This is a genomic window from uncultured Blautia sp. (assembly GCF_902497045.1).
Lineage (GTDB): Bacteria > Bacillota > Clostridia > Lachnospirales > Lachnospiraceae > Blautia_A.
This window is the reverse complement of the sequence record NZ_CABVDF010000161.1, coordinates 1-6,582: the sequence shown is the minus strand read 5'-3', so window position 1 is coordinate 6,582 and position 6,582 is coordinate 1. Positions and strand designations below refer to the sequence as shown.

General features: G+C 42.8%; 4 protein-coding genes. 1 reads left to right on the top strand and 3 read right to left on the bottom strand.

Translation table 11 applies throughout. From position 1 onward, the window contains the following. Positions 1-296: 296 nt before the first annotated feature. On the top strand, positions 297-1,874 hold the full coding sequence (locus RDS42_RS10975; protein WP_308783700.1) for an aminotransferase class I/II-fold pyridoxal phosphate-dependent enzyme: 1,578 nt from the start codon (positions 297-299) through the stop codon (positions 1,872-1,874). Between the two features lie 66 nt (positions 1,875-1,940). Here RDS42_RS10975 and RDS42_RS10970 read toward each other — a convergent pair whose 3' ends face one another. The 3 genes from RDS42_RS10970 to RDS42_RS10960 all read right to left on the bottom strand — a co-directional run bounded on the left by RDS42_RS10970 (position 1,941) and on the right by RDS42_RS10960 (position 6,489). Next, complete coding sequence (locus RDS42_RS10970) at positions 1,941-3,425, bottom strand: AAA family ATPase (protein ID WP_308783699.1); 1,485 nt, start codon at positions 3,423-3,425, stop codon at positions 1,941-1,943. Positions 3,426-3,459: 34 nt separating this feature from the next. Further along, positions 3,460-5,652: a DNA topoisomerase III gene (locus RDS42_RS10965; RefSeq protein WP_308783698.1), complete on the bottom strand. Its 2,193-nt coding sequence runs from the start codon at positions 5,650-5,652 to the stop codon at positions 3,460-3,462. 171 nt (positions 5,653-5,823) lie between these two features. Next, on the bottom strand, positions 5,824-6,489 hold the full coding sequence (locus RDS42_RS10960) for a response regulator transcription factor (RefSeq protein ID WP_308783697.1): 666 nt from the start codon (positions 6,487-6,489) through the stop codon (positions 5,824-5,826). Between the last annotated feature and the right edge of the window lie 93 nt (positions 6,490-6,582).

Genomic DNA, 6,582 nt, shown 5'->3' with positions numbered 1-6,582 from the left:
TTTGTTGTGCCAAGAAATGAACGATTTTCACTTCCTATCCCAAGAATCCTGCATGGCAGGAGCCTTCGCCTGTTTTCAATCAGAATTGCGGACTTGTTTCGCAATTACCTAATAAATACCTACATTCGCGTCGGTGTACACTGACGCTGTCTTTCACTTATAATACGATCCACAGCCAAAAATCCATTCATTTTTTTATTAATATCCATAATTTTATTATTGAACTTTTGAACTCTTCGTGCTATACTCCTTTTATAAATTGAACTTTTTAAGTTTCTATTTTTCAGGAGGAATCTATGAACTCAAAAGAAATTTTTGCCGACAGGCTCCGTTCTGCAATGAATAAACAAAATATGAAGCAGATAGATCTTGTCCGAACCGCAGAATCCCGTCATATAAAGCTTGGAAAAAGCCATGTAAGCCAGTATGTCAGCGGTAAAACCCTTCCCCGTCCTGATATATTGAACTTTCTTGCAGAAACTCTTCACACAAGTCCTGAATGGCTTATAGGAAATACCGACACGTCCAAATCTGAACCAGAAATCATGTCCGCTGAAAAAACATTGCCGGAAAAATCCGAGTTCCAAATTGAACTTGTCCAAACTAGAGATTCCAAAAAAATAGATCCGCAAATCGAACTTATGGGAGGAACAAAAATGCGTGAATTTAAGAAATCATCCAAACTGGATAATGTTTTATACGATGTCAGAGGTCCTGTTGTAGAAGAAGCGTCCCGAATGGAAGAAGCAGGTACCCATGTATTAAAGCTGAACATTGGAAATCCCGCTCCCTTTGGCTTTCGAACTCCCGATGAAGTAATTTATGATATGCGCCAGCAGCTTACGGAATGTGAAGGCTATTCTGATGCAAAGGGACTTTTTTCTGCAAGAAAAGCTATCATGCAGTACGCACAGCTGAAACATATCCCTAACGTTTCCATCGGAGATATCTACACCGGTAATGGAGTCAGCGAGCTGATCAATCTTTCCCTGTCTGCTCTTCTGGATAACGGAGATGAAATTCTGATTCCATCTCCGGATTACCCTCTTTGGACTGCCTGTGCCACTCTTGCCGGCGGAAAGGCTGTCCATTATATCTGCGATGAGCAGTCTGAGTGGTACCCGGATATAGATGATATTGAGAAAAAAATCACTGATAAGACAAAGGCTATTGTTATCATCAATCCCAACAATCCTACAGGAGCTCTTTATCCAAGAGAAGTCCTTCAGAAAATCGTAGATATTGCAAGACGTCATCAGCTTATTATATTTTCTGATGAAATTTATGACCGTCTGGTCATGGATGGCGAGGAACATATTTCTATCGCCTCTCTTGCCCCAGATCTTTTCTGTGTTACCTTCAGCGGACTGTCTAAATCTCATATGATTGCAGGCTATCGTATTGGCTGGATGATCTTAAGCGGAAACAAACACCATGTAAAAGATTATATTGAAGGTATCAACATGCTGTCAAACATGCGTCTCTGCTCCAATGTTCCTGCGCAGTCCATTGTCCAGACAGCTCTGGGAGGACATCAGAGTGTAAATGATTATATTATACCCGGCGGAAGAATTTACGAGCAAAGAGAATTTATTTATAAAGCCCTTACAGATATCCCGGGGATCACGGCAGTAAAACCAAAAGCCGCTTTTTATATCTTCCCTAAAATTGATACGAAAAAGTTCAATATTACAAACGATGAGCAGTTTGCGCTGGATCTTCTCCGTGAGAAAAAAATCCTTCTGATCCACGGAGGCGGATTCAACTGGAAGCAGCCTGATCATTTCCGTGTTGTATATCTTCCTCGTATTGAGGTTCTTTCCAAGGCGTCAGAAGAAATCGCAGACTTCCTGAGCGTCTACCAGCAAAACTAAATACATTTTTCCAAAGGAACCGGCAGAATTTCCGCCGGTTCCTTGTTTCTCCTAAAAATCATTTCATCAGTCGAGAAGCTCTTTCACTGCTTCTTTTGTAAATCTTACTTCTTTTCTATGATCCACCTCAATCTGATAAAGAGCATTGGCTGCCAGATGCTCTGCCGCCTGTTCCAGATCACGTATTCCGGAAGTATCTGAATATTTCCGGATCACAGCGTCCAGTGCATCTCCTTCTATAATACACTCATGAGCTTCTAATCCTATTCTTTTCAGCACCTTTGGAAGTGCAAATCTGGAAAAGATCACCTTTTTTTCTTCAAAAGTATAATCAGGAATCTCAATAACAGCAAAACGTGACATCAGGGGTGCACTGATCTGAGATTTATCATTAGCCGTAGCAATTGGATAGACTCCGGATGTGGGAACCATACATTCCATATAGTTATCGGTAAAGCCCAGATTATCCAAAAGTGTCAGGAGAACATCTGCCGGGTTTCCATTGCCCTTTCCTGAAGCCGCCTTATCCAGCTCATTAATAATAAATACAAGATTTGACTCTCCGGCCATAGAAAAAGCTTCCAGGATGATACCTGGCTTTGCATTGGCATAAACACGGGAGCTTCCGGTCAGCTGCTCCGGATCGTTAATAGAACTCATGTCCAGGGTTGTCCAGGGCAGTTTCAGTATCTTTGCCACCGCATAGGCAATCTGAGATTTTCCTGTTCCTGCCGGTCCTACCAGAAGAAGTCCATAAGCCGGAAGGGTATGAGTCCTGTTGATCTGAATGATGGTCTCGATGATCCTCTGCTTTACTTTTTCCATTCCATAAAGAGTTTCATCCAGGATCCTTCTTGCCTCATCTGGATCGATGGCTTCAAAATAGTTGCTTTTCCACCGAATATTCATCATAATAGAAAGCGCTCTCTGAGCATGGCGCCGTTCCTCCTGTGAAACCTCTGAAGAACGTGCCACTGCTAGATTTCTTCTTGCCCAGAGACGGATATTATCAGGAAGCGTGCGGCCTGCACAGGTCATAAAATCTGTAATGCTCTGAAGACTGGTAAGTTTCAGATCATCTCCATCCTCCATATCGTCTTCATCTGCCGGAAGTTCTGCCGGCGCACTGCTGGACAGAAGCCGTTCTATCATGTATTGAAGAAAACCGTCCTCAGCAGACAGTTTTTTACCGCCGCCAAAAGCAATCTCCCGTATTCTGTAAACACAGTACCCTTCTGTTCTGTTTTCTCCTGAAAGCCGTACATTGATCCGGTTCTCTCCCAGCCAGCGGATCAGACTTACAAATCGTGAGTCCACCTTACGGATATCTGCACTGGCTGCTGTCTTTTCCTCTTTAAACTCAAAAGAAGTACGATGGACAGGATTGGTAAATACCCCGCAGGAATGATGTGCCCACTGGCATTTCTGATTGTCCAGGATCAGAATCGGTTTTTCCGGCGAAGCTTTGTCTTCATTGGATTGAAAAGTAGTATATGTGCATTCCGGTGTCGTTCCTTTTTCCGGAGTTTGATTAAAGTCAAAAACTGGCATATAGTTCCTCCTATGTGGTTCTGTTTTTTGAAGTTCAGTCCAGCTTAATCCCTGCAAGAGCCTGGGCAAAAGCATTATTTACAGGCTCTTTTGCTTCTTTCTGCTGCTGTTTCAGATATTTTTGTACATCTTTTTTATTTACGCCTGCTCCCTCTTTTTTTCTTCTCGCCTGGAAAGAAGACAGCTTTTCTTTATATCCACAGGCACAGATAAAAGTTTCTTCCTTTCCTTTTACGATCATTTCCATACGCTTATGGCATTTCGGACAGCGTGCATTGGTTGTTCTGGAAATAGTTTCCCGATACCCGCATTCACGATCCTGGCATACCAGCATCTTACTGTTTTTTCCATTTACTGCCAGAAGTCGTTTGCCGCATTCAGGACATATCTTGTTTGTAATGTTGTCATGGCGGAATGTTCCGCTTGCAGTTTTGATCTCATCAACAATCTCACAGGTATAATCTCTGATTTCTTTCAGGAAAGTATCCTGACGCAGCTTCCCTTTTGCAATATCCGAAAGTTTCTTTTCCCAGTCCGCAGTAAGCTCCGGTTTTTTCAGATCCTCCGGAACCAGTTCAAGAAGCTGCTTTGCTTTAGACGTAAGATGGATCTCATTTCCTTTTTTCTCCATCATAAAGCTGTTAAACAATTTTTCGATAATGTCAGCTCTGGTAGCAACGGTTCCAAGTCCGCCTGTTTCTCCCAGTGTTTTTGCAGCCTGACGGTCTCCTGTAGATAAATATTTTACAGGATTTTCCATAGCAGCAAGAAGGGAGGCTTCCGTAAATCTTGCCGGAGGCTTTGTTTTTCCCTCTTTCATACGGATATCCAGAATCTTCAGCTTTTCTCCCTCTTTGTACACCGGAAGACTCTGGTCTTTCATTTCCTGTTCGTTTTCGTCTTCCTCCTCCCGGTAATCGCCCTCATAAACTTCTTTCCATCCGGCATTTTTCACTGTTTTTCCGCTGGCTGCAAACACATATCCCGAAGCTTCTGCCTCCATGGCAGTCTGTTCATATTCAAAGGCCGGATACAGAACACTTAAAAAGCGGCGCACCACCATATCGTAAATCTTTCTCTCTTCATTTGTCATATGGTCAAGCTGTACAAACTGCTCTGTAGGAATAATGGCATGATGGTCGCTGACTTTCTTATCATCTACAAAGCTTCCATTTACCTGGATCGGTTTATTCAGTAAAGCTCCTGCCAGCTTCCGATAAGGGCCTGTGCCGCAAGCTTTCAGCCTTTCCTTGATGGTCGGTACCACGTCCTTTCCAATATAACGGGAATCTGTTCTTGGATAAGTAAGAACCTTATGGTTTTCATAAAGTCTCTGCATGATGTTCAGAGTTTCTTTCGCAGAAAATCCGTATTTCTGATTTGCTTCTCTCTGTAATGTAGTCAGGTCATACAGTCCCGGCGCCTGGGTTTTCTTTGGCTTTTTTGTCACCGAAGTAATGGTCAGCGCTCCATCTTTTATCTTCTCTCGGATCTCCTCTGCCTTTTCCTTATGAAAAGTACGGAAGCTTCCGCTTTTCTGGTCTTTCCAGGTCCAGAGTATCTCCCCTGCATTTACTGTAAGCCCATAATACTCCTTTGGCTGAAAATGTCTGATTTCTTCCTCTCGCATGGCGATAATGGCAAGAGTGGGCGTCTGTACACGACCACAGGAAAGCTGTGCATTATATTTACATGTCAGCGCTCTTGTACCATTCATTCCCACCAGCCAGTCTGCCTCTGCTCTTGCGGCTGCTGCCCGGTAAAGATCGTTATATTCTCTTCCGTCCCTCAGATTATGAAAACCGTCTCTGATAGCTTTATCCGTTACGGACGAGATCCACAGACGACGGATGGGCTTCCTGCATCCGGATTTATCAAGGATCCAACGGGCAACCAGTTCTCCCTCTCTTCCTGCATCTGTGGCAATAATGATATCTCCCACATCTTTTCGGAAAAGCTGTGTCTTTACTGCATTGTACTGTTTCGCAGTCTGTCGGATCACTACCAGCTTCATGTGCTCTGGCATCATGGGAAGTGTACTCATTTCCCATTTCATATATTTTTTATCATATTCCTCCGGATCAGCCAAAGTCACAAGATGTCCCAGCGCCCAGGTTACAACATATTCCTTTCCTTCCAAACATCCGTTTCCTTTCTGACTGCAGTGGAGGACTCTGGCGATATCTCTGGCAACCGAAGGTTTTTCTGCAATTACAAGTGATTTCATAAATGATTACCTCGCATATATGTTATTCTGATATTCCTCACAGACCAATGATGCTTTATCTGTGAAAAATATTTTTTCGCATAAAAGAATTGTAACATGACATGCAGAAAAATACCATGGGAAACCCCATGGCATCTGTTTTTCTCTTATTTTTTCTTCCGATACAGAAGATTATTTTCCCATCTTATATCCGATTCCCCGGATTGTTTCGATCAGATCTCCTGCTTCTCCCAATTTCTGGCGCAAAGTTCTGATATGTACGTCTACCGTCCTGCTCTCTCCATCAAACTCATATCCCCATATCTGATTAAGAAGCTGTGTTCTGGACAGCACCATACCACTGTTTTTCAATAACAGGCAAAGCATCTCATATTCCTTCAGTGTAAGACTGACTGGTTCTTTATTTACTGTTACCATATGTTTAGAAGGACATACATACAGACTTCCGATCCTGTATTCTTCTGCACCTTTATCTTCTGCCCGGCGAAGTCTTGCCCGGACTCTTGAAATAAGTTCCATCATGCGGAATGGCTTGGGAATGTAATCATCTGCACCGCTGTCTAGCCCCAGAACAGTATCATATTCACTGCCCTTTGCCGTAAGCATGATCACCGGAAGTTTTCTGGTATCCGGTCTTGCCCTTAATTTTTTCAGTATACTGATCCCGTCTTCTTCTGGCAGCATAATATCCAGAAGAATCAGAGAAGGCAGCTCTTTTTCCAGTTCTTTCCAAAAAAGAGAGGGTCTTTCAAACCCCTTGGCATCCATATCCTGACTTTTTAATGTATATACAACAAGCTCTCTGATGCTTTCATCATCTTCTACCAGATAGATCATCTGCTTACCTCCGGCTTTCTTACATATTTCTTTTTACAGTATAAATATCTTTCGTTAAATTTCCTGTCGTCTCCTGGTTAAATGATTGTAAAA

What these genes read in the sequence shown, in the direction of transcription:
- RDS42_RS10975 (WP_308783700.1), top strand. Translation starts at nt 297, where the DNA reads ATGAACTCAAAAGAAATTTTTGCCGACAGGCTCCGTTCTGCAATGAAT.
- RDS42_RS10970 (WP_308783699.1), bottom strand. Translation starts at nt 3,425, where the DNA reads ATGCCAGTTTTTGACTTTAATCAAACTCCGGAAAAAGGAACGACACCG.
- RDS42_RS10965 (WP_308783698.1), bottom strand. Translation starts at nt 5,652, where the DNA reads ATGAAATCACTTGTAATTGCAGAAAAACCTTCGGTTGCCAGAGATATC.
- RDS42_RS10960 (WP_308783697.1), bottom strand. Translation starts at nt 6,489, where the DNA reads ATGATCTATCTGGTAGAAGATGATGAAAGCATCAGAGAGCTTGTTGTA.